The sequence below is a fragment of the Streptomyces sp. NPDC029169 genome (assembly GCF_055563935.1).
The window spans coordinates 189,146-212,151 of sequence record NZ_JBVHXA010000001.1; the positions used below are offsets into that span (position 1 = coordinate 189,146).

Annotated in this window: 12 protein-coding genes and 1 pseudogene; 11 read left to right on the forward strand and 2 right to left on the reverse strand. The window is 75.1% G+C overall.

Annotated features, from left to right (window positions below; genetic code table 11):
* The first annotated feature begins 536 nt into the window (after nt 1-536).
* Genes ACZ4VI_RS00850 through ACZ4VI_RS00895 form a run of 10 tightly spaced genes read left to right on the forward strand, consistent with a single transcriptional unit; the run spans nt 537 to nt 20,965 of the window.
* Nucleotides 537-7,607, forward strand: a complete 7,071-nt coding sequence (locus ACZ4VI_RS00850; RefSeq protein WP_467995391.1) for an SDR family NAD(P)-dependent oxidoreductase — start codon at nt 537-539, stop codon at nt 7,605-7,607.
* Nucleotides 7,597-12,333, forward strand: a complete 4,737-nt coding sequence (locus ACZ4VI_RS00855) for a type I polyketide synthase (RefSeq protein WP_467995393.1) — start codon at nt 7,597-7,599, stop codon at nt 12,331-12,333. Before ACZ4VI_RS00850 ends, ACZ4VI_RS00855 begins: the two co-directional genes overlap by 11 nt.
* Nucleotides 12,323-12,637, forward strand: a complete 315-nt coding sequence (locus tag ACZ4VI_RS00860) for an acyl carrier protein (protein ID WP_467995395.1) — start codon at nt 12,323-12,325, stop codon at nt 12,635-12,637. The genes ACZ4VI_RS00855 and ACZ4VI_RS00860 overlap by 11 nt, the downstream gene beginning before the upstream one ends.
* 5 nt (nt 12,638-12,642) lie before the next feature.
* Complete coding sequence (locus ACZ4VI_RS00865) at nt 12,643-13,476, forward strand: alpha/beta fold hydrolase (protein ID WP_467995397.1); 834 nt, start codon at nt 12,643-12,645, stop codon at nt 13,474-13,476.
* Nucleotides 13,473-14,645 carry a glycosyltransferase gene (locus ACZ4VI_RS00870; RefSeq protein ID WP_467995399.1) on the forward strand — a complete coding sequence of 391 codons (1,173 nt, stop codon included), beginning with the start codon at nt 13,473-13,475 and terminating at the stop codon, nt 14,643-14,645. The genes ACZ4VI_RS00865 and ACZ4VI_RS00870 overlap by 4 nt, the downstream gene beginning before the upstream one ends.
* Nucleotides 14,642-16,477: a methyltransferase domain-containing protein gene (locus tag ACZ4VI_RS00875; RefSeq protein ID WP_467995400.1), complete on the forward strand. Its 1,836-nt coding sequence runs from the start codon at nt 14,642-14,644 to the stop codon at nt 16,475-16,477. The genes ACZ4VI_RS00870 and ACZ4VI_RS00875 overlap by 4 nt, the downstream gene beginning before the upstream one ends.
* Nucleotides 16,474-17,388, forward strand: a complete 915-nt coding sequence (locus ACZ4VI_RS00880; protein ID WP_467995402.1) for a galactokinase — start codon at nt 16,474-16,476, stop codon at nt 17,386-17,388. The genes ACZ4VI_RS00875 and ACZ4VI_RS00880 overlap by 4 nt, the downstream gene beginning before the upstream one ends.
* A gap of 32 nt (nt 17,389-17,420) precedes the next feature.
* Nucleotides 17,421-18,647, forward strand: a complete 1,227-nt coding sequence (locus tag ACZ4VI_RS00885; RefSeq protein ID WP_467995403.1) for an alkaline phosphatase family protein — start codon at nt 17,421-17,423, stop codon at nt 18,645-18,647.
* Nucleotides 18,648-18,668: 21 nt separating this feature from the next.
* On the forward strand, nt 18,669-19,949 hold the full coding sequence (locus tag ACZ4VI_RS00890; RefSeq protein WP_467995405.1) for an MFS transporter: 1,281 nt from the start codon (nt 18,669-18,671) through the stop codon (nt 19,947-19,949).
* Complete coding sequence (locus tag ACZ4VI_RS00895; protein ID WP_467995407.1) at nt 19,946-20,965, forward strand: TolB family protein; 1,020 nt, start codon at nt 19,946-19,948, stop codon at nt 20,963-20,965. The genes ACZ4VI_RS00890 and ACZ4VI_RS00895 overlap by 4 nt, the downstream gene beginning before the upstream one ends.
* Here ACZ4VI_RS00895 and ACZ4VI_RS00900 read toward each other — a convergent pair.
* On the reverse strand, nt 20,962-21,255 hold the full coding sequence (locus ACZ4VI_RS00900) for a hypothetical protein (RefSeq protein ID WP_467996251.1): 294 nt from the start codon (nt 21,253-21,255) through the stop codon (nt 20,962-20,964). The two genes, ACZ4VI_RS00895 and ACZ4VI_RS00900, sit on opposite strands and share 4 nt — an antisense overlap.
* Before the next feature lie 59 nt (nt 21,256-21,314).
* Nucleotides 21,315-22,130 (reverse strand): phytanoyl-CoA dioxygenase family protein, encoded by an 816-nt coding sequence (locus tag ACZ4VI_RS00905; RefSeq protein ID WP_467995409.1) that lies wholly within the window; start codon nt 22,128-22,130, stop codon nt 21,315-21,317.
* Nucleotides 22,131-22,275: 145 nt separating this feature from the next.
* Between ACZ4VI_RS00905 and ACZ4VI_RS00910 the strand changes: the two are divergent.
* Nucleotides 22,276-22,940 (forward strand): annotated as a pseudogene (locus ACZ4VI_RS00910) (helix-turn-helix domain-containing protein).
* The last annotated feature ends 66 nt before the right edge of the window (nt 22,941-23,006 follow it).

The window sequence follows — 23,006 nt, forward strand, 5'->3', positions numbered from 1 at the left end:
ACGGTAACCCCCGGATCGTTCAGGTGTAAGGGGCAGCGGAGTGAACAACCGACCGATTGCGGAAGCCCTCATACCAGGTCGGCTGTGAGCCATACCGACACGGCATGCCCCGCCGCACGGCCGGGCCGCGCCGCCGTGCGGAAGGAGTGGCTCCGGTGCGTGCAACCACGCAGGCCGAAGCAGTGGGAGCGGTCGCAGGCTGCGGATTTCGCAGCGATCGCCGGGCGTCCGGGGACAAATGGACCCTACCGACATGGCCGTTGACACTCAGAGGCGGCCACCGCACGATGCAACGCGGCACGACGGGGTTACCGCCGGTCACCCATGGTGAGTGCCCCTCCGAAGCGGCGTGGGCGGACCCTCTCGACCCCCGTTCACCTGCCCTGCTCCACGCCGCACCGTCCCCGCCGCACAGTCCGCGCCATCGCTCCGCGCCCCGTCTGTTCTGCCCGCTCGCGCTGCCGTTCCCCGGCCCGTTGGCCCCGCCCGTTCACCCTGCCCGTTCGCCCTGCCCGTTCGGCCTGTCAGGAGCGCCTGTGACCCCCCAGCCGACCCGTTCCGCCGTCCGCGACCTCGTCGTCGTGGTCAGCCCCTTCGAGGAGCCCAACCCCAGGATCGTCGTGGCCGCCGAACGCGCCGGCGCGCTCGGCCTGCTCGATCTCGGCAGAGATGCCGGCCTTGCCCGCCGGGCCCTGACCGAAGCGGCGCGGACCCTGCGGCAGCCCTACGGCGCACGCGTGCCGGTCGGCTGCCCGGTCTGGCCGGACGAGCTGCCGACCGAGGTGGACACCGTGCTCCTGGCCGATCCCGCCCAGCAGCTGCGCCCGGCGGCCTGGGCGGCCGGCGGCGCCCGGAGGGTCTGGGCCGAGGTGACCAGCCCTCAGGAGGCGGCGGCCGCCGTGGCTGCCGGAGCGGACGCGGTCGTCGCGAAGGGGCACGAGGCGGGCGGGCGCATCGGCGAACTGACGGCGTTCGTCCTGCTGCAGCGACTGCTGGCCGACCCGGACGTCACGGTCCCCGTCCTCGCCCAGGGCGGCATCGGCCCGCACACCGCAGCCGCGGCCGTCGCAGGCGGCGCCGCCGGGGTGGTGCTCGACGCCCAACTCGCCCTCACCACCGAGGGCGAGGCCGGCCTCCCCGGTGAGATATCCGCCGCCCTCCGCGCGATGGACGGCAGCGAGACCCTGATCGTCGCGGGCCACCGGATCTACACGCGCCCCGACCTCACCCCGCCCGACCCCGGGGACCTGGTCCACCGGCTCGGCGCCCGCGGACTGCACACCCACGCCCTGCCCGTCGGTCAGGACGGCGCCTTCGCCGCCCGTCTCGCGGCCCGCCACCGCACCACGGGCGGCGTGGTGCAGGCCGTACGCGAGGCGGTCACGACCCATCTGGACGCAGCCGTGGAGAGCGCCCCCCTGCGGCCGCGATCCTCGGCCCCGCATCTCCCCGTGGCCCAGGGCCCGATGACCCGGGTCAGCGACCAGGCGGCGTTCGCCGAGGCCGTCGCGGGCGCGGGCGGGGTCCCGTACCTGGCGCTGGCCGTCATGCCGGGCGACGAGGTCCGCACCCTGCTCGGCGAGACCGCACGGCGCCTGGGCGTCCGGCCCTGGGGCGTCGGCCTGCTCGGCTTCGCGCCGCCGGAGCTGCGGGCCGAGCAACTGGCCGCGGTGGCCGAGATCCGCCCCCCGTACGCGATCATCGCGGGCGGGCAGCCGGCTCAGGCGGCCCCACTGGAGGCCGGCGGCACGCGGACGTATCTGCACGTCCCCTCCCCCGGGCTGCTGGAACGGTATCTCGCCGACGGCGCCCGGCGGTTCGTCTTCGAGGGCCTGGAATGCGGCGGCCACATCGGCCCTCGGGCCTCCTTCACCCTGTGGGAGGAGCAGATCGATCGGCTGCTGGTCTGCGAGGACATCCCGGCCCTGGACGTGCTCTTCGCCGGCGGCATCCACGACGAGCGGTCCGCCGCCATGGCCGCCGTCGCCGCCGCGCCGCTCGCCGAGCGGGGTGCCCGGATCGGGGTCCTGATGGGCACGGCCTACCTCTTCACGGCGGAGGCGGTCACCGCCGGGGCCGTACTGCCCGGATTTCAGGCCGCCGCGCTCGACTGCGAGGCGACCGTCCTGCTGCGGACCGCGCCCGGACACGCCACGCGCTGCGCGGCGACCGAGTACGCCGACACCTTCGAGAGGGCCCGGCTGCGGATGACGGAGGAGGGTGCGAGCCCGCGCGAGGTGTGGGAGGAGCTGGAGCGGCTCAATCTCGGGCGGCTGCGCATCGCCAGCAAGGGGCTGCGCCACGGGAGCGCCGGCCCGGTGCCGGCGACCGAGGAGGAGCAGCGACGCGACGGCCTCTTCATGCTCGGCCAGGTCGCGACCGCCCGGTCCGCCACCACCACGGTCGCGGCCCTGCACGGGCAGGTGACGGACGGCGCGAGCGCCTTCCTGGAGCAGCGGGCGCGGGAACTCGCCCCGGCCGCACCGCCTAGGGCGGAGGCTGCCGAGCCGCTGGACATCGCGATCGTCGGAATGGCCTGCGCGTATCCGGGTGCGGGGGACCTGGCCGCGTTCTGGGCGAACATCGTCGCGGGCCGGGACGCCGTCACGGAGGTGCCGGACGACCGGTGGGATCCGGCGCTCTACTTCGACCCCGACCCGGCCCGGGCCGGGGAGCGCACGCCCTCGCGGTGGGGCGGCTTCCTGCCCCCGGTGCCCTTCGACGCGCTCGCGCACGGCATCCCGCCGGCCTCGCTGTCCGGGATCGAACCGGTGCAGCTGCTCGCCCTGGAGATCGCCGCCCGCGCCCTCGCGGACGCCGGCTACGGCGGCGAACGCCGGTACGACCGCTCGCGCACCTCGGTGGTCTTCGGCGCGGAAGCGGGCACGGACCTGGCGGACGCCTACGGGTTCCGCGCCCTCTACCCCGGCTATCTCGGCGACATGCCTCCGGAACTGGACGCCTCGCTGCCGAGGCTCACCGAGGATTCCTTCCCGGGCGTGCTGGCGAACGTCATCGCGGGCCGGATCGCCAACCGGCTCGACCTCGGCGGTGCGAACTGCACGGTCGACGCGGCCTGCGCCTCGTCGCTGGCCGCGCTGGACCTGGCGTGCCGCCAACTCCGGTCCGGCGACAGCGACATGGTGCTGTGCGGCGGGGCCGACGTGCACAACGGCATCAACGACTATCTGATGTTCGCCGCCGTGCGGGCCCTGTCCCCCACCGGCCGGTGCCGCCCCTTCGACGCGGCCGCCGACGGAATCGCGCTGGGCGAGGGGGTCGCCGCGGTGGTGCTCAAGCGGCTGGAGGACGCACAGCGGGACGGCGACCGGGTGTACGCGGTCGTCAAGGCCGTCGGCGCCTCCAGCGACGGGCGCTCCCTCGGGCTGACCGCACCCCGGGCCGACGGCCAGCGGCGCGCCCTGGAGCGGGCGTACGAGCGGGCGGGCGTCGCACCGGCCAACGTGGGTCTTGTCGAGGCGCACGGTACCGGCACCGTGGTCGGCGACGGCACCGAACTGGGCGTGCTGACCGCGCTGTTCGATGCCGCGGGGAATACCGGGTGCGCCCTCGGCTCGGTCAAGTCCCAGATCGGCCACACCAAGTGCGCGGCCGGCCTTGCGGGGCTGATCAAGGCCGCGCGGGCGGTCCATGCCGGGGTACGGCCGCCGACGCTGCACCTCGACAGCCCGCATCCCGACTGGCGGGCGGGGGCGGGCCCGTTCTTCTTCGACACCGAGGTCCGGCCGTGGGCGGCGCCCGCGGGGCAGCGGATCGCCGGCGTGAGCGCCTTCGGCTTCGGCGGCACGAACTACCACGCCGTGCTGGCGGGTTACGAGGAGGAGCCCGCTCACGGCCTTGACGCCTGGCCGGCGGAGCTCTTCTGCTTCCGTGGTGCCGACCACCGCGCGGCGGCGAGGGCGATGGACCGGCTGGTGGCGCGGCTGGAGGAGAACGACAGCGCGGGGCGGCCCTGGCCGCTGCGCGACCTGGCCGCCGAAACGGCCGCGTCGGCATCCGGCCCCGTGCAGGTCTCGGTGATCGCCGAGAGCCTGGACGACCTCGCCGCCAAACTGGAGCGGGCCCGCGGCTTCACTGCCGGGGACGGGGTGTACGTACGGGCACCGGGGGCGGATCCCGGGAAGGTGGCGTTCCTCTTCCCCGGACAGGGCAGCCAGCGCCCGGGAATGCTGGGGGACCTGTACGTCGCGTTCCCCCCGCTGCGGGGCCTGCTGGACGAGGCTCCGGCGCAGGTGGTGGCAGCGATGTTCCCGCCGGCGGCCTTCACACCGCAGGAGCGGTCGGAGCAGCGGGCCGCGGTCACCGACACCCGCGTCGCACAGCCTGCGCTGGGCCTGGCGGGCGCGGCCGCGCACCTGCTGCTCGGCTCGCTGGGCGTCCGGCCGGACTGTACCGCCGGACACTCGTACGGGGAGCTGACCGCGCTTTGGGCCGCCGGCTCCCTCGACACCGCGGCGCTGCTCCGGCTGAGCGGGCGTCGGGCGTCGGCCATCCTGGACGCCGCCGGGGAGGACCCCGGGGCGATGGCCGCGGTGACGGCCGCCCCCGAGCAGGTTCGGGAGATCGCGGCGCGCGCGGGGTGCGTGATCGCCAACCACAACGCGCCGTCCCAGTGCGTGGTCTCGGGTCCGACACCCGCCGTCGAGGCCGCCCTGGCCGAGCTGCACGCCGCAGGGCTGCGCGGCGAACGCCTCCCGGTGGCCTGCGCCTTCCACAGCGAGGTCGTGGCCGGCGCAGTGGGCGCCCTCGCCGCCGAGCTGGCCGGGACGGCGGTGGTGGGGCCCGCCGTCCCGGTCTGGTCCACGGCCACGGCCCGGCCGTATCCCGCGGATCCCGCGGAGGTGCGCGAGGTGCTCGCCCGGCAAGTGGCCGAACCCGTGCGCTTCGTGGACCAGATCGAGGCCATGTACGTCTCCGGGGTACGGACGTTCGTCGAGGCGGGGCCCGGCCGGGTGCTGACGGGCCTCGTCGGCAGGATCCTGGGCGACCGCCCGCACACGGCCGTCGCCTGCGACGTCCCCGGGGAGCCGGGCCTGCCTCGGCTGCTCGCCGCGCTCGCGGAACTGGCGGCGGCCGGGGTGCCGGTCGACCCGGAGGCGCTCTTCAAGGGGCGTACGGCCCTGCTGCCCGAGCGGGCGCCCCGCCGGCCCGGCTGGCTGGTCGATGGCCATCTGGTGCGCACGGCGGACGGCTCGCCGGTGGCGGGCGGCCTGCGGCCCGCCCGGCGCGTGCACGTGCCGCAACCCGCGGCCGCGACGGACCGCCGCGAGGAGACCGTACTGGAGTACCTGCGCGGGGCGCGGGAGCTGGTGGCGGCCCAACGCGAGGTCCTGCTGGGCTACTTGGGCGCCGACGCGCCCGCGGCGCCGCTTCGTCCGGTCTCGGCGCGATCCGCGGGGGAAGCGGCGCAGGCGCCTGCCGAGGTGGCCGAGCCCGCGGTGGTCCCGGCCGACCGGGGGCCGCTGCCCGCAGTAGTCCCGGCCGACCGGGGGCCGCTCACCCCGCACGAGGTCATGGACGCGGTCCTGGAGATCGTCCACACCCGCACCGGCTACCCGCGGGACATGCTGGACCCCGACCTCGACCTGGAGGCGGACCTCTCGGTCGACTCCATCAAGCGCGTGGAGATCGTCGGGGCCCTGGCCGACCGCATCGGCCTGCCCCGACAGCTCGACGGCGGCGCGGAGTCGGCCGTGGAGGAGCTGTCCCGGATCAAGACGCTCCGCGGGATCGTGGACTGGATCGCCGCCCGGGAACCGGCGCCGCCGACCACTGCCCCGCACGGGGCCCCGTCCGCGCCGGACGCGGTCCAGGACCCTGTCCGGACGGCCGTCCACGCCCAGGCCCGGACCTCGGACGAGGCCACGTCCGCACCGGACGCAGTCCCGGACCCGGTCCGGCCCGCTGTCCACGCCCAGGCCCGGGCTGGGGCCCGGGCCGAACCCGGCAGGGCCCTCGTACGCCGGCCGGTCCGGCTCCGCGTCGAGACGGCCCCCGCCGGGCCGCCCGTCGCGGGCGATCCCGGAAAGGCACTGGCCGGGCGGACGTTCGCCGTGGTCGAGGACGGGCTCGGGGTGGGGCCCGTACTCGCCGCGCAGCTGGAGTCCCACGGCGCACGGGTGCGCACGGTCCCGGCCGATCGGCCGGCGGACGCCGAAGGGGTGGACGGCCTCGTCGATCTGAGTGCCCTGCAGCCCGGGCCGGATCCCGTGCTGCCCGAGGCGTTCGGGAGGCTGCGCGGGGCACTGGTCGGCGGGGTGCACCGGCTGATGGTCGTCACCGCGGCGGGCGGGGCGTTCGGACACGGCCCGGCCGCGCCCGATCCGGTTCCGGGTCTCGGGCTGCACGGGTTCGCCCGCAGCGCCGCGCTCGAATACCCCGGGGTCCTCGTGCGGGCCGTGGACATCGACCCCAAGGACCGCCCGGAACGCATCGCCGCCCACCTGCTCGCCGAACTGTGCGCCCCGGACGAGCCGGTGGCCGTCGCCTACACCAACGGCACCCGTACCGTCCTGCGCACCGTACCCGCGCCGCTCCCGTACACCTCACCCCCGCGGGTGAACCTGGACCGCGACTGCGTGGTCCTGCTCACCGGCGGGGCCCGCGGCATCACCGCCCGCGTCGCCCTCGCCCTGGCACGCGCCACGGGCTGCCACATCGAACTGATCGGCCGTACTCCCCCGCCCGAGGCCGCCGAGGACCCCGCCCTCGCTTCGGCACACGACCGCGTCGCCCTGCGCGCCGCACTGATCGCCGGGGGGCTGCGCACCCCGGCGGAGATCGAGGCGGCCGCGACCGGGATCCTGACCGCCCGGGAGGTACGGGCCACCCTGGCCGCTCTCCTCGGCACGGCGGCGTCGGTCCGCTACCACTGCGCCGACGTCACCGACGAGGCCGCCGTACGCGCGGTCGTGGCCGACATCCGGGCGCGCCACGGCCGGCTCGACGGAATCGTGCACGGTGCAGGCCTGCTCCGGGACTCCCTCCTGCGTGACAAGGACCCGGCGTCCTTCGCCGAAGTCTTCGCCACCAAGGTGGACGGTGCCCGCAACCTCGCCGCCGCCGTCGCCGTCGCCGACGAGGGCACGGCAGCGGCGCCCGCCCCGGCCTTCCTGGTCCTCTTCGGCAGCGTCGCCGGCGTGTACGGCAACCGCGGCCAGAGCGACTACGCGGCCGCCAACGACGCCCTGGACACCCTGGCCCACGCCTGGTCCGCAGCCTCTCCGGGCCGCGTCCTCGCCATCGACTGGGGCCCGTGGGCCGCGGAGGCGGGCGGCATGGTCACCCCGGAGCTGGAGCGCGCATACGCCGGGCGGGGCATCGCGCTCATCCAGCCCAACGCGGGCGCGGAGGCCTTCCTGGCGGAACTGACCCACGGCACGGATCCGCAGGTCGTCCTCATGGCGGACGGGGCGGACGGCCCTGGCGGCGCGGACGGGCCGGACGCGACCGACAGCCCCGGTGGTACGGGAGGCCCGGGCGATACGGGACGTACGGGCGGCCCGCGGCGAACGGACGGCCCAGAGCGGGCGGATGGCCCGGAGCGGACCGGCGCGACGGACCCGGAGGCCCGCCATGGTCGCTGATCCGCGTCCGACCGATGCCGCGATCGTCGGCATGGGCGCCGTGTTCCCCGGTGCCGGCGACCTCGCCGCTTACCGGCACAACCTGTTCGCCGGTGTCGACGCGATCACCGACGTGCCGGCCGGGCGTTGGGATCCGCAGGTGTACTACGCCCCCGACGGGCCCCCCGGCAGCGACCGCTTCTACTGCCGCCGCGGCGGCTTCGTCGACGGCCTCGCCGCCTTCGACCCCACCCGTTTCGGGATCATGCCCGCAGCCGTCGCCGGGGCCGAGCCCGACCAGCTGCTGGCCCTGCACGCGACGGCCGAGGCCATCGCCGACTCAGGCGGCGAGGAGCGGCTGCCCGCCGACCGGTCCCGGATCGGCGTGGTGCTCGGCCGGGGCGGATTCATGGGCGTGGCGACCGCCCGCCTCGACCAACGGGTTCGCACGGCCCACCAGTTGAGCGCCACTCTGCGCGAGCTGGCACCGGAGCTGGGCGCCGACCGGATCGCCGCGATCAGGCAGGCCTTCCAGGGAGCCCTGGGCCCGGAGCAGCCGGAGGCGTCCATCGGCCTGGTCCCGAGTTTCACCGCGGCCCGGACCGCCAACCGCCTCGACTTCCGCGGCCCCGCCTACACCCTGGACGCGGCGTGTGCCTCCTCTCTGCTGGCCGTGGACCAGGCGGTCGCCCTGCTGGCCTCCGACCGCTGCGACCTGGTCGTCGCGGGCGCCGTCCACCACTGCCACATCGCCACGCTCTGGAGCGTGTTCACCCAGCTGGGCGCGCTCAGTCCCAGCGAGCGCATCCGCCCCTTCGACCGGCGGGCCGACGGCACACTCCTGTCCGAGGGGACGGGCGTGGTAGTGCTCAAGCGGCTCGCGGACGCCCAGCGGGACGGCGACCGGGTGTACGCGGTGATCCGCGGGGTCGGCGTGGCGGGCGACGGCCGCGCCGCGAGCCTGATGAGCCCGCTGGTGGACGGCCAGGTCCAGGCGCTGGAGCGGGCCTGGACGACGGCGGGCCTTGATCCGGCGGCCTCCGGCTCGATCGACCTCCTGGAGGCCCACGGCACCGGTACCCCGGTCGGCGACGAGGCCGAACTCGCCACGCTGGCACGCGTGTTCGGGCCGCCCGGTCCCGCCGGACCCATCGCGCTCGGCTCGGTCAAATCCATGCTCGGGCACACCATGCAGGCCTCCGGCATGGCCGGGCTGATCAAGGCGGCGCTCGCCGTCCACGAGGGGGTGCTGCCGCCGACCCTCCACCTCGACGATCCGCACGAGGGCCTGGCCCGGACCCGGATGCGCCCGGTCCGCACGGCCGAGCCCTGGGAGCCGGGCGGGGAGCCCCGCCGGGCCGCGGTGAACGCCTTCGGATTCGGGGGCATCAACGCCCACGTGATCCTGGAGGAGGCGCCCCGTCCCCGCGCGGCGCGGCTTCCGGTACGCCGCTTCCTCCCGCTGCCCACCGCGCGCACCACGGTCCGCCCGCGGAAGGCCGCCGGCCCGGCGTCCGTACTCCTCCTCACGGCCGAGAACCCGGAGGCGCTGGCCCGGCTCCTGGCCGCTCCGGACGCGGCGGCCACCGAGCGCGGCGGTCCGTGCCGGCTGGCGATCGCCGAACCGACCGCGGAGCGCCGGGCACTCGCGGCGAAGGTCGTCGCGCGCGGCCGCCACTGGGGCGGCCGGGGCGGCGTGTGGTTCACGCCCCGTCCGCTGCTCGGCCCGTACGCCGCGGAGGCCGGCGGCAAGCTCGCCCTCCTCTTCCCCGGCCTGGAGCCGGAGTTCGCACCCGCCCTGGACGAAGTGGCCGACCGCCTGGGTCTTGCGGCCCCTGCCCTCACCGGCGGCGGCGAGCTCGTCGAGCGCGCCCTCGACGCCCTCGCCACCGGTCGCTTCTTCGCCCGGGTCCTGGCGGAACTGGACATCCGGCCGGACCTGTTGGCGGGGCACAGCCTCGGCGAGTGGGCCGCGATGGTGGCCGCGGGGATGTACCCGCAGGAGGCGGTCGACAGCTTCCTCGGCTCGCTGCGGCCCGGCTCGCTCGCGGTGCCGGACCTCGTGTACGCGGCCCTCGCCTGCGGCGCGCCGCAGGCGGCGGCCGCCCTGCACGGCCTGGAGGGCGTGGCCGTCAGCCACGACAACTGCCCCCACCAGTCGGTGGTCTGCGGACCGCCACGGCAGATCGCGTCGGTCCTTGACCGGCTGGCCCGCGAGGGCGTGCTGGGCCAGGAGCTGCCGTTCCGGTCCGGTTTCCACACGCCCATGTGGGAGCCGTACCTCGGCCAGGTGCGGGCCGCCTTCGAGCGCCTGCCGCTCCAGGCGGCCGAGCTCCCCGTCTGGTCGGCCACCACGGCCGCCCCGTACCCGTCCGATCCGGAGGGGATCCGGGAGCTGGTGATCCGGCACCTGCTGGAGCCGGTGGACTTCCGCGCCCTGACGCTGCGGCTGTACGAGGAGGGCGCACGTGCCTTCGTCTCGGCCGGGCCGGGCAGCCTGACCGGCTTCGTGGACGACACCCTGCGCGGGATCGGGCACCTTGCCGCCGCCGCCTCGACCCCGCGCGTCTCGGGCATGGACGCCCTGCGGCACCTGGCGGCGGCGCTGTGGACGGAGGGCCTGCAACCGCGCTGGGACCGGCTCACCGGCCGGCCCGCACCGGAGCGCACCGGGCGTCCGGTCCTGCTCGACCTGGGCTCCCCCCTGGTGCACCTGAACGGCGCCGCCGAGCCCCTCCGGGAGCGCGGCCCGCACCGCCCGCCCGCCTCCGGCCGCCCGGTGCTTCTGTCGGCCCTGGACGCCGTCCTCGACGAGACGGAGGCGGCCGCCCACGCCGTCGCCAAAGCCCTGACCGACACGCCCCCGGCTCCGGCAGGGGCCACACGAGCGACCGCCGCCGAGGCGCTGGTCGGCACACCCCCCGCCCCGGCAGGAGCCTCAACCGCCCACGCCGCCACCGAAACCCCGGCCGACACACCCCCGACCCCGGCAGAGGCCTCAGCCGCCCACGCCACCGAAGCCCCGGCCAGCACACCGACCCCGGCAGGGGCCGCCACACGAGCGCCCGCCGCCGAAGCCGCCGTCGGCACTCCCCTGGCCCGGGCAGGAGCCTCGACCGCCCACGCCGCCACCGAAACCCCGGCCGGCACACCCCCCGCCCCGGCAGGAACCTCAACCACCCGCGCCGTCGCCGAGGCGCCGCGCACCGACATCCGCCGGCTCTCCCTCGTCACCCTCCCCTCCGTCCGTGACCACTGCCTCTACCTGCAGCCCGAGGACTGGCCGGAGGACTCCGACCGCTTCCCCGTCGTCCCCATGACCACCATGCTGGAGCTGGCGGCCGAGGCCGCGCTCGCCACCCGGCCCGGGCAGCTCGTCACCGGCTTCGACGACATGCGCGCCCTGCGCTGGCTGCCCGTCGCGCCCGCCGTCGACGTCGAGTTCACCACCCGCCCGGCCGGCGACGGCCGTGTCCGGGTGGACATCGGCGACTGCGCGTCGGTCACCGTGCGCCTCGGGTCCGGCCACGGCTCACCTCCCGCACCCGACCCGGCCCCCCTCACCGCCGAACGCCCCGCACCCGTCTCCGCCGAGGCGCTCTACCGGGACCGCTGGATGTTCCACGGCCCCCGGTTCGCCGGCGTCCACGAGGTCACCGCCGTCGCCGACGACGGAATCCGCGGAGTACTCCGGGCCCTGCCGGCCCCGGGCGCTCTCCTCGACGCCGCCGGTCAGCTCCTCGGCCACTGGATGCAGCTGCGCCTGGACTCCGACCGCCTGGTGTTCCCGGCCGTACTCGAGCGGACCCGCCTGTATGGCCCCCCGCCCGCAGCGGGCACACTGCTCGCGGCCACAGCCCGCATCCGTGAGGTGCGGCCCGCCTCGGTACGCGGCGATGTGGAGCTCCGTACCCCTGACGGCGCGGTCTGGGCACGCCTTGAGGGCTGGACGTACCGCCGGTTCGCCGCCGACGAGCGGGTGTGGCCGATGAAGTTCACCCCGGAGGTGTCCGGGATCGGCGAGCCGCAGCCCGGCGGCTGGTGCGCGGCCACGCGTCGGTGGGGCGACCCCGCTTCGCAGGAACTGGTCATGCGCCGCTACCTCGGCGCCGCCGAGCGCGCCGCGTACGAGCGGCTGGCGCCGCGCACCCGCGCCCCCTGGCTGCTGGGCCGGATCGCGGCCAAGGACGCCCTGCGGCAGCTGCTGTGGGACCGGGGCGCCGGCCCGGTCTTCCCGGCCGAGGTCACGGTCGACCACGACGAGGCGGGCTGCCCGGTCCCCGGCGGCCTGGCCCGCGGCCTGCACGTGACCCTGGCCCACAAGGACCGGATCGCCGTCGCCCTCGCGCACACCGACGCCCCCGTGGGCATCGACGTCGAGCCGGTGGCCGAAGACCCCGGCGCCTTGATCCGGATCGCACTCACCGCGGACGAACACCGCCTCGCCGAGCGGCTCGCGGCCCGGGACGGGACCGGTCTCGCGGCCGCCGTCACCACCGTCTGGTGCGCCAAGGAGGCCGCCGCGAAGGCGGAGGGCACGGGACTGGGTGGGCAGCTCGTGCGCTGGCAGGTGACCGAGGACCCCGCGGGCGGGCTGCGTGTCCTCTCCCCCGCCGGCCGCACCCACCGCGTACGCACGACGACGTACGAGGGCCATGAGGTCGCCTGGACCGTTCCGCATGTCCCGACCGCGCCGACAGCACCGACCGCCCTTTCGACCCCGACGGAGAACAGCCATGGCATCTGACATCCTCGCCGAGATCACCGGCATGCTCGTCCGGATCGTCGGCGACGAGTTCCTCCTCGCCGACGAGGTCACCATGAAGACCACGTTCAACGAGGATCTGGCGCTGGAGAGCATCGAGTTCGTCGCTCTCGCCGAGCTGCTGCACGAGCGCTACGGATCCCGGGTCGACCTGATGGGCTTCCTCGCGGAGAAGGACATGGAGGCGATCCTGGCCATGTCGGTCGGCGAGCTCGTCGACCACATCGCGCGGATCGCGCAGGGCGCACTGGCCGCCCTGCCGGTCCGCCCGGTCACGGCGGCCTGACCGCCATGGCCGAGATCCTCGCCAACACGCTGCGGTTCCACGTACAGCGACTCCCCGCGGCCGAAGTCCCGGCGTCCGACGGTACGGAGGGCAGCCCCGGCACTCCGGTCGTGTTCCTGCACGGCCTCGTCGTCGACAACCTCTCCAGCTTCTACTGCCCGCTGGCCGTGCCGCTGGCCCGGGCCGGGCACGAGGTGGTGCTGTACGACCTGCGCGGCCACGGCTTCAGCGAACGCCCGCCCTCGGGATACGACAGCCGCAGCGCCGTCCGCGACCTGTTCGCCCTGCTGTCCGCCCTCGGGCTCGACGCCCGGCCGGTCCACCTGATCGGCAACAGCTACGGCGGAACCCTCGCCCTGCACGCGGCCCTCGCCCGCCCCGATCTCGTCGCGGGCCTGACCCTGCTCGAACCGCCGCTCAGCGGCCCCTGGGTGGAGAACATGGTCGACACACTGTCCGTCGCCGCGCTCAGCCTGGAGAACAGCCAGGTCCCCGCCGAACTGTTCTCGCTGCGGCTTCGCAAGGCGGCGAAGCTGACCGCCATCGCCGACGCGCTCCTGAACCGCACCACCCTCATCGACGACATCGCGGCCGGCCGCAGCTTCACACCCGCCGACTACGCCCGGATCGACTGCCCGGTCCTGGTGGTCTGCGGGGAGCACTCCGAACTGGTCCCGGGCGCCGTGGAACTGGCCCGGCACACTCCGCGCTGCACGCTGCGGATCCTGCCCGGGCTCGGCCACGACGTACTCAAAGAGGACAGCGGGGTGCTGCGCGAGGCCCTCCTGGCGCACGCCGCGGCCGTGAGCCGGGCCGGGACGGGAGCGCTGATCGTATGAGGTTCCTGTTCGTCGTCCCCCCGCTCGCCGGGCACGTCAATCCGACGGTCGCCGTCGCCGCCGAACTGGCCGCCCGCGGGCACGCGACGGCCTGGGCCGGTCCCGCGGACGTGCTGTCCGGGCTCCTGCCCGCGCATGCCAGGCTGTTCCCCGCCGGGGACGCCGCGGGTCCGGAACCCGGCGGGTACGCCGCGCTGCACGGGCGGTGGCGCGACCTGCGGGGTGTCGCCGCGCTGCGGTTCCTGTGGGCGGAGGCGCTGGTGCCGCTGGCCCTCGCGATGGTGCCGGGCGTAGAGCGGGCCGCCCTGGCCTTCGCCCCGGACGTGGTGGTCGCCGACCAGCAGGCGTTGGCCGGGGCCGTGGTCGCCCGGCGGCTCGGCATCCCCTGGGCCACCTCGGCGAGCACCTCGGCCGAGTTCACCCGCCCGTTCGCCGGGTTTCCCAAGGTCGGCGCATGGGTGGCGGACCAGCTGGCCGGACTGCTCGCCGCGTGCGGGGCGCCGCCCGGCTGGGATCCCCGGTTCTCGGACCGGCTGGTGCTGGTCTTCTCCACGCCGGAGCTCATCGGGGGCACCGAGCCCTTCCCCGACCACTACGCCTGCGTGGGGCCCGCCTTCGGGTCCCGCCCGCCGGGCACGGACTTCCCGTGGCAGCGGCTCGACTCCGACCGCCGCCGGGTGCTGGTCTCGCTCGGCACGCTCAACCAGGAGACGGGCTCGCGGTTCTACGGCGCGGTCCTGGCCGCCGGAGAACAGCTCGCGGACCGGGTCCAGTTGATCGTGGCCGCCCCCCGGCACCTGGTCGGCCCGGTTCCGGCGCACGCCCTGCTCCAGGAGGCCGTGCCGCAGCTGCGGCTGCTGCCCCACCTCGACGCGGTCGTCAGTCACGGCGGCCACAACACGGTGTGCGAGGCACTCGCCCACGGCCTCCCGCTGGTCGTGGCCCCGATCCGGGACGACCAGCCGATCGTCGCGCAGCAGGTCGCCGACGCCGGCGCCGGGATCCGGGTGCGCTTCGGCCGGGCCAGGCCGGCCGACCTGTACGACGCGCTCACCGCCGTACTGGAGGACTTCGGTCCGCACCGCCGCGCGGCCCGGCGGATCCAGGCGTCCTTCGCCGCCGCGGGCGGTGCCGCCACCGCGGCCGACAGGTTGGAGAAGCTGTCATGAGCCCATGGGTCTCCTTCGTGATCATGGCGGCCCTCGGCGCGGGGACCGTGCGGGCGCGCCGCCGCCTGCACGCGCTGCCGGCCCTGCCCCCCGACGGGGAGCACCCCGCCGGGGAGGCCTCCCCGGGGCCGCGCCGGCGGCTGCTCACCGCGCGGGGCGTCGCGGCGGACGCGGGGGTCCTCGCGGCCGCCTGCGCCCACGCCGACCGGGAGGGCCTGGATGTGCTGGAGCTGCTGCCGGCGGACCTGCCCGCGGAGGACGCCCTCGGGCTGCTGCGGCTGGTCGACCCGACCACGTACCGGCAGGACCGGCTGGCCGCCGGGCGCGGAGCGGGGTACGCCGTGCTCGTCCGCGAGGACGTCCTGGAGCGGGCCGGTGTGGATCCGGACCGGCCCTTCGACCGGGTGGAACTCCTGGAGCTCACCCGCCGTTTGAAGGAGTACGCCACCGCCTCGACGGATCTGGCCGTCGCCCCCGGACTGAGCGCCCGCGCGGTGTCCGCCGGTGCGGGGAGCCGCGCTGCCGAGCTGCGCGCGCAGGGCCTGCCGCCGGGACTGCTGTCGGCGGTCCAGGTGGCCGGTCTCGCGCTGCTGGCCGCGGCAGCCGTACGGGACGGCCGCTGGGGTGTGGCCGCGGCCGGGCTGTACTGGCTGCAGCCCCTGCTGGTGCTTGCCACCGGCGGCCCGCTGCGCCCCGCGGACCTGGCCGGTGCGAGCGCGGCCCGGCCGCTGCGGTCGCTCCGCGCGGCACTGCGTACGGCCGCAGGAGCCCGGCCGCCGCGGCAGGCCGGGGAGGCGGACGGCCGGGCCGAGTACGCAGCCGAACTCGCGGGCGGTACCGACCGGTTCTTCGAACCGCGGCGCGCCGACTGTCCGTGGTGCGGCTCACCGGGGCCGGCGGTGCGGGTGCGGATGCCGGATCTGCTGCAGGGCAAGCCGGGCCGTTTCACGCTGGAGGAGTGCGCGTCCTGCGGGCACGTCTTCCAGAACCCCCGGCTGACGGTGGAGGGTCTTGACTTCTACTACCGCGATTTCTACGACGGCCGGGGCGGCGAGGGCGCAGGGGTGGTCTTCGGCCGGCTCGGCGCCTCCTACCGGGCGCGCGCCGCGATGCTCGTCCCGTACGCGCGCCCCGTCTCCTGGCTCGATGTCGGCACCGGTCACGGGCACTTCTGCGATGTCGCCCGTGACGTGTGGCCGGACACCCGCTTCGACGGGCTCGACATGGGCGACGGGATCCAGGAGGCCGAGCGGCGGGGCTGGGTCGCCACCGGCTACCAGGGCCAGTTCCCGGACCTCGCCGGCAAACTCGCGGGCCAGTACGAGGCGGTCAGCATGTACCACTATCTGGAGCACACCCGAGACCCGTTCGCGGAGCTCGACGCGGCCGCGCAGGTCCTGGTGCCCGGGGGGCATCTGCTGATCGAACTGCCCGATCCACAGTCGAGGATGGCCCGTCTGCTGGGTCCGCACTGGCTACCGTGGTTCCAGCCGCAGCACCAGCACCTGATCCCGGCGGCCAACCTCCGCGCGGCGCTGGTCGAGCGCGGCTTCACCGTACTGGCCGAGGAACACGGGCCCGCCCATCAGCACAACGATTTCGTGGGCGCCGTGGCCCTCGTCGCGAACCGGCTCGCCCCCGACCCGCACAGCCCGTGGGCGGACCTGTCCCTGGCCCGGCCCGCGCGGCGCGCGGCCCGGCAGGCCGTGCGGGCGGCCGCGGTGCCGTGCCTGGCCGCGGCGGGCGTGCTGGACGCCGTACGCAGTGCCGTGGCCCGGAGCACGGACGGTGGCAACGCGTACCGGCTGCTCGCCCGCAAGGAGTCGCGGTGAACGCCCCGACCGCGGCAGCGGCGGGTGTGCCGCAGCCGCTATCCCACCGGGCCACCGCCGACCCGCTGTTCCGCCTGGTCGCCCATGCGCTGGAGACCGCGCACGGCCGGCCGCCGGCCGCGGTGTGGAGCGCCCCGCACGCCTTCCACCTCGGCTCGCCGGGCCTGGTGGCCGCGGCCGGCTGGCCGGTCGCGGCGGCCGCGGCCCCGCGCGAGGACGGCCTGGTGCGCCTGAGTTCGCTCAGCCATCCCGCGCAGAGCTGCGAGCTGCCGCTGGCCGGCCCCTACCCGGACACCCCGGACTGGGCGGCCCGCCCCTACGCCCTGCTACGTGCCCTCGCCCGGGCCGGGTACGGCCGCGCCGGCACGGACCTGCACGTCCAGGGCACCCTCACCGAGGCCGCCGGACTCCGCCTCCCGGAACCGCTCGACTGCGCGGTCGCGCTCGCCGTGGCCGACGTCCACACCCCAGAGGGCGAGGCACGGCCCGCGCGGGAGCAACTCGCCGCGCTCATCAGGGAGGTGGCTCCGCGGGACGACGACGCCCTGCGCAGCGCCGTGCTGTTCGCACGACCCGGTACCGCCCTGCACATCGGGTCGGGCGGGGCTCGGCGGAGTGTGCCCTTCGACCCGCCCTCCTCGGGGACGCGCCTGGTGCTCATGGCCGTGCGGGGATCGGAGGAGGACCGCAGGGACGGCCTGGCACGGGCCGTGGAGTGCGCCCGACGGGCAGGCGCGCTCAGCGCGTGGCCGCCGGGCAGCCGGGCGGGCCGCAGCGTCCTGATGCTGCTGCCCGGGGACCGGCTGACGGCGGTGCGGGCGGCGGTCGCGGACGAGTTCCCCGGCCGGGGCCGGCCAATGCCGCGCTTCGTGAACATCGCCGTGGCCGGAGCGGCCCGGCGAGAGGAATGACCGAGAACCCGAGAACGCGGGAGGCATCAGCCATGCGAACCGGACACCTGGCACCGGACATCACGGTCACACCACCACGCGGGCGAGGCAGGAGGTGGCGGGCCACCGCGACCGGCCTCGCCTGCGCCCTCGGCCTGGTCAGCGCCATGACCATCGGCAGCTCCGAGGCTGCCGACGTCACCGCGGCGCCGGCGGCCGCGGCCGCCGCGGCCCTGCCGAGCTACGACCACGTGGTGGTGGTCGTCTTCGAGAACAAGCAGTACGGCGAGATCATCGGCAGCGCCAACGCCCCGTACGTCAACCAGCTGGCCAACGCCGGCGCGAGCCTCACAGCGATGAAGGCGCTGACCCACCCCAGCCAGCCGAACTACTTCAACCTCTTCTCGGGCGGCACCCAAGGCATCACGGGCGACGGCTGCTACACGCCGCAGTCGATGACCGCACCGAATCTCGGCCAGGAACTCATCGCGGCGGGCAAGACGTTCGCCACGTACAACGAGGACCTGCCGAGCGAGGGGTCCACGGTCTGCACCAACGGCCAGTACGCGCAGAAGCACAACCCCTGGTTCGCCTTCAAGAACGTGCCGCTCACCACCGGCAAAACCTGGGCGCAGTTCCCGCGGACCGATTTCAACGCGCTGCCGCACCTGTCGTTCATCGTCCCGAACCAGTGCAACGACATGCACTCGTGCTCGGTGAACACGGGCGACACGTGGCTCAAGAACAATCTCGACGCGTACGCGCAGTGGGCGAAGGCCAACAACAGCCTTCTGGTGCTCACCTGGGACGAGGACAACTTCCTGGGGTCGAACCAGATCGCCACGGTCTTCTACGGCGCGCACGTCAAGCAGGGCCGGTACAGCAGCGCGTACAACCACTTCAACCTGCTGCGGACCTTCGAGGACCTCTTCGGGACGGGGCACGCGGGCAATGCGGCGAGTGCCCAGCCGATCGCGGAGGTCTTCGGGACCGGTGGTGAGGAGCCGCCGCCGGGCGGCGGCCCGGTCGTCGTCAACCCGGGTGCGCAGACCTGCAAGTTCAACCAGTCCTGCACGATCCAGGTCACGGCCACGGGCGGCTCCGCCCCGCTTCGATGGACCGCGACCGGGCTGCCGTGGGGTCTGGCCATGGATGCTTCGACCGGCCGGATCAGCGGAAAGCCGTGGGCGTCCGGGACGCTCCAGATCACCGCCTCGGTCACCGATGCGGCGGGCAAGTCGGCCGGCACCACCTTCCCCCTCACTCTCAACTGGTTCTGACGGAACCGGAAGGAGGCATCCGTGTACCTGTCGGCCAACCGCGCCGCCGATGCTGCTACGGGCCTACCGCGCCCGGCGGCCGGCCCGGCCGTCGCGGGGAACGTGCTCGTGCTCGGCCTGGTCAGCCTGGTCACGGATGTCTCCGCCGAGATGGTCACTGCGGTCCTGCCGCTCTACCTCGTCGTGGGCCTCGGCATGTCGCCGCTGGCCTTCGGCGCACTCGACGGGCTGTACCAGGGCGCGACCGCCCTCCTGCGGCTGGCCGGCGGCCAGATCGCCGACCGGACAGAGCGCCACAAGCTCGTGGCGGGTACGGGCTACGCCCTGTCCGCGGTCTGCAAGCTGGGGCTGCTCGCGGCCTCCACCCCGCTGGCGGTGGCGGCGGTCCTGACCGTCGACCGGACCGGCAAGGGCCTGCGTACCGCGCCCCGCGACGCGCTGATCTCCCTGTCCGCCACGCCGGAGGGGCAGGGCCGGGCCTTCGGAGTGCACCGGGCCATGGACACGGCGGGCGCGCTGCTCGGCCCGCTCGCGGCCTTCGGGGTGCTGTGGGTGGCGCGCGACGCCTACGACGCCGTGTTCACGGTGAGCTTCTGTGCGGCGGCCTTCGCAGTGCTGCTGCTCGCGCTGTTCGTACGGGACGTCCGCTCCCGGCCTGCCCGGACTCCCGCTGCGGCCGGCGCGCGGGGGTCCCGGCCTGCCCGGACTCCCGCCGCGGCCGGTGCGCGGGGGCTGACCGCCGTGCTCCGCGACCGCGGTGTGCGGCGCCTCGCGCTGGCGGCGGCCCTGCTCGGCGTGTTCACGGTCGGGGACTCCTTCGTCTACCTGCTGCTGCAGCGGCGGCTCGACCTGCCCGCCACGGCCTTCCCCCTGCTCCCGGTGGCGACGGCGGCCGGCTTCCTGCTGCTCGCCGTCCCGTTGGGCAGACTCGCGGACCGGGCCGGGCGCGGCCGCGTCTTCCTTGCGGGCCATGCCGCGCTGGCGGCGGCGTACCTGCTGCTCCTCTCCCCGCTGGGCGGCGCGGCCCCTGCCATGCTCGTCCTGTTCCTCCTCGGCGCGTTCTACGCGGCCACCGACGGCGTCCTGATGGCGGCCGCGGGACCGCTGCTGCCCGTGCGGCTACGGGCGAGCGGCCTGGCCCTGGTCCAGACGGCCCAGGCGCTGGCCCGTTTCGCGGGGGCGCTGCTCTTCGGCGCCGGCTGGACGTACGCGGGTCCCGGCGCCGCGCTGGCCGGCGCGGCCATCGGTCTCACCCTGTCACTGGCGACAGTCGGGGTGCTCGGCAAGGGAGCTCTGCGATGACGCACACCCTGCGGAAGGTCCTCCTCCTGGTCCTGTTCTCCGCCCTGCTCGCGGCGACGGCCGTGGTCTCGGTGGTCCGGGCCTCGGACCGGGCCGGCGATCGCGAAGTGGCCCGACCGGGCGAGCCCCGCGCCCAGTCCGGCGCGGTGAGCCTGAAGCAGCCGGGCCGGCTGCTCTTCCGCAATCTGGCGTGGGGACCGGGCCGCGACATGATCGCCTCGGTGCCGCTGGCCGCGCCCACGGGTGCGCGTACCACCGCGCCCCAGGACTGCCTGCGCTTCCACGCGGCTGCAGGCACGGGCGTCTGCCTGCGCCGCGCGGGCGGGGTCGTCCCCCGCTACGAGGCGCTGGTCCTCGACTCCGCGCTCCGGCGGGTCCGTTCGTTCGACGTCCCGGGTACGCCCACCCGCGCGCGGGTCTCCCCCAGCGGCCGGCTGCTCGCCTGGACGGTGTTCGTCAGCGGGGACTCGTACGCGGGCGGCGACTTCTCCACCCGTACCGCCCTCTACGACACGCGGTCGGGCGCGCTCGTCCCGAGCCTGGAGGACTTCGCGGTGTTCGACGGGGGCAAGCGCCGCCGGGCGCCCGACCACAACTTCTGGGGGGTGACCTTCGCCGCCGACGACAACCGCTTCTACGCGACCCTCGCCACGGGAGGCCGGACCCACCTGGTCGAGGGCGACCTGCGGGCTCGCGAACTGCGCGTGCTGCGCGTCAACGCGGAGTGCCCCTCCCTCTCCCCCGACGGTACCCGGATCGCGTTCAAGAAGCGGGTGGCCGGCCTGCCGGCCGAGGCCCCTTGGCGGCTGCACGTCCTGGATCTGCGCACCGGTGCCGAAACCGCGCTGGCGGAGCGGCGCAGCGTCGACGACCAGGCCCTCTGGTACGACGACCGGACGCTGCTCTACTCGCTGCCGGGCGATTTCGGCGGCGACCTGTGGTCACTGCCTGCGACGGGCGGGGGAAGCCCACGCCTGCTGTTGACGTCCGCCATCTCCCCGGCGGTTCAGCCTTAGGGGTCCGCTCGCCGCGGCTGCGCCCGCACGTCGACGAGCCGTTCGAAGAAGAGTTCGTGCTTGAGGAAGGAGACGTCGTACTCGTGACCCGGGTACGGCGGGATCAGCTGGGCGGCCTGGAACAGCCGCCAGCCGTCCCGGAGGGCGTCCACCCCCGACTCGTACGGCGGCTCGTCGCTGTCGCCCGTGGTGGGCGAGGTGCGGCCGGTGCCGTCGTAGCGCGACCAGCCGACGACATGGGAGTCCAGCGCCGAGTCCGCCAGGTACAGCACGAGCACCTGCTGTCGCAGCACCGCGGCGGTGGTGTCTCCGTCGTCGTCCGCCCGCGTCGGCAGGATCGCTTCGGTCGTCATGCCACGGTCTCCTTCGGGCGGTTGGAGACCCTGGTCACCCAGTGGTCGAGGTCGAAGCCATTGTCGCCGGTCAGCTCCCGCCACAGCAGGATGCGGTTGTACCGCTCCAGGCGGCCGGTCGCTCCCTCGTACCACGGGAACATCGCGTCCAACTCCGCGGTCACCTGCGGGTCGTGGAGATCCGAGGTGTCCCACAGACGCCGTTGACGCACCCTGGGATTGAAGCGGATCTTGAACATGTAGCGGAGGGTGTCGCTGTCGTTGCGCCTGCCCCCGTGCCAGATGCCGTGGTGCAGAAACACCACCGTGCCGGCCGGGCAGACCAACCGGTCCTGACCGCGCAGGTTCTGGTAGCGGCCGGTGTCCGATTCGTTGATCCGCCGCAGATGGCTGCCCGGCACGCTGAGCGTTCCGCCCATCTCCAGCGTCACGGTCTGCGGGTAGTACATCAACTGGACATCGAAGGCGTCCGGTCGGACGTCGATGATGGCGTCCCCGTGCAGCGCCTGCGCGGCGCCGCCGTGAGGCTCGCGGGTGTGCACGAAGTGGTGGTCCACCCACGGCTCCGGGCCGACCAGACTGCACAGGGCGCCTGTCACCTGTGGCAGTTCCAGCAGCCTGCGGACGAAGGAGCCTTTCGCATACGCGTCGGACAGCGGCGTCCCGTACGGCACCGGCGGCACCCCGCCCGCCAGTACCGCCAAGCCCTCGGCGTTCATCTCCGCCGGGACCACCGCGTCCAGCCGCAGTGACCCGCGCGCCACGAAACGCGCCATCTGCACCGAGTTCAGCAGTTCTTGGCTGTTCTCCATGACGGCCACGCTAGGTCCGGCCGCGTCGCCTCCGCGTGGGCCGTGTTCACCCTCTACTGGTTGATTCTCACCATGTCGTCCGGCAGGCACATCGAGGACCGTGCCCCAGGAGGGGGCTGCGTACGCCGTGGTAGAACACGTGACCATGCAGACGGTCCTCGCCCATCTCGACGAGCCTCCCACTCTCGCCGCCCTCGGCATCGGCGTGCACGGTCCGGCCGGCCAGGTGGACGTGTTCTCGCTGCCGGACCTGTGGCAGCTCCATCTGTACGGCTACGACGCCGACTTGACGGTCGACGGCACCGAGCACGCGATCCGCCCCGGGCGGGTCAGCCTCGTACCGCCCGGAACCGAGGTGCGTTACCGCTACGGCCGAACACCCCGGCCCGGGCCACCGCCGAGGTCTGGGCCGCCCTGTGGCGGATCGCCCGGCTCACCCCACTGCTGGAGCAGAGCGCCCGGGCCGTTCATCCGGCAGTGGCGGCCGCGACGGCCCTGATCGAGGCACGGCTGACGGAGTCCCTCACGGTGCCGGAGATCGCGAAGGCAGCGGGCGTCTCCCACAACCACCTGACCCGGCTCTTCCGCGCCGCCACCGGGGAGACCGTCGTCGGCTACATCCGGGCCCGCCGGATGGAACGCGCACGCCACTTCCTGCGGGCCACCACGCTCTCCATCCCCGCCGTCGCCGCCTCGGTCGGCATCCCGGACCTCCAGGCGTTCAACAAGGCCTGCCGCCGCGAACTCGGGGCGTCACCGCGCGGCATCCGTACCGCCGGTCCCGCCCCGCGCGACAGCACGGATCGGTGAACCCACGCGCGTCCCCAGCATCCACGCGTTCACCGGCGCCCCCGGCACCGGTCACGCGATGTCCAC